Below are 689 nucleotides of genomic sequence, written 5' to 3'. Positions count from 1 at the left end.
CACCCATGCCTGGTTCAACCGTTTCCGACGCCTGCCCGTACGCTACGAGCGCCGCGCCGACATCTACGAGGCCTTCACCAACCTCGCCGCCAGTCTCATCACCCTCAACCAAATCAGGCGGTTCTGTTAGGCGCTCTAAGGACTCAGTTCAGGCCACTGCGCGTTGCTGAGCATCGTCCCTCCTGCATCAGAGAAACGAAATCGCTAGACAAGCCAATCCGTTCAGGCGGCGACAGACTTCATTTTGCTGTGACCCGGTCGAGATTGTTGGGCTGATACCGCGATTGATGCATGGCAAGAAGAGGCACCTGAAGACGCTCGGTGCCTTCCATCGCGTTTACTGCTGGCGATCGCTTCCGCGGCTACACTACCAATTACCGCGGCGACAGCGTTAAGTACCGTCACGAGATCGACTGCCGTCCCTGAGCACATGAACGGCGTCATCCAAACCTTCGCGCCATTCTAGCGTGAGGCAGCGCGTAAGGTTGGTTGCCCTACCGGGTGAACTGGCGGGCGCTACGATGAGAGTTCGATAAGTAAGGACCTGTTAAGAGCGCCTAACAGAACGGCACCCTGAGCGTTGATGTGCGTTGGTGTTTCATGGCCCGCGCACTTCTTCCCGACGATCTCTGGGACGAGATCGCCCCGCTGCTTCCGCCTCCCCGACCCCGTCCGAAAGGCGGTCGACG

General features: G+C 59.2%; 2 pseudogenes. Both read left to right on the top strand.

Annotated elements, in window-relative coordinates:
• Positions 1–130: pseudogene (locus MKK55_RS08405) on the top strand (IS5/IS1182 family transposase); the annotation flags it as partial.
• Positions 131–600: 470 nt separating this feature from the next.
• Positions 601–689: pseudogene (locus tag MKK55_RS08400) on the top strand (IS5/IS1182 family transposase); the annotation flags it as partial.

The sequence above is a fragment of the Methylobacterium sp. J-059 genome (genome assembly GCF_022829485.1).
Classification (GTDB): Bacteria; Pseudomonadota; Alphaproteobacteria; order Rhizobiales; family Beijerinckiaceae; genus Methylobacterium.
This window is presented reverse-complemented; position numbering and strand designations above follow the sequence as displayed.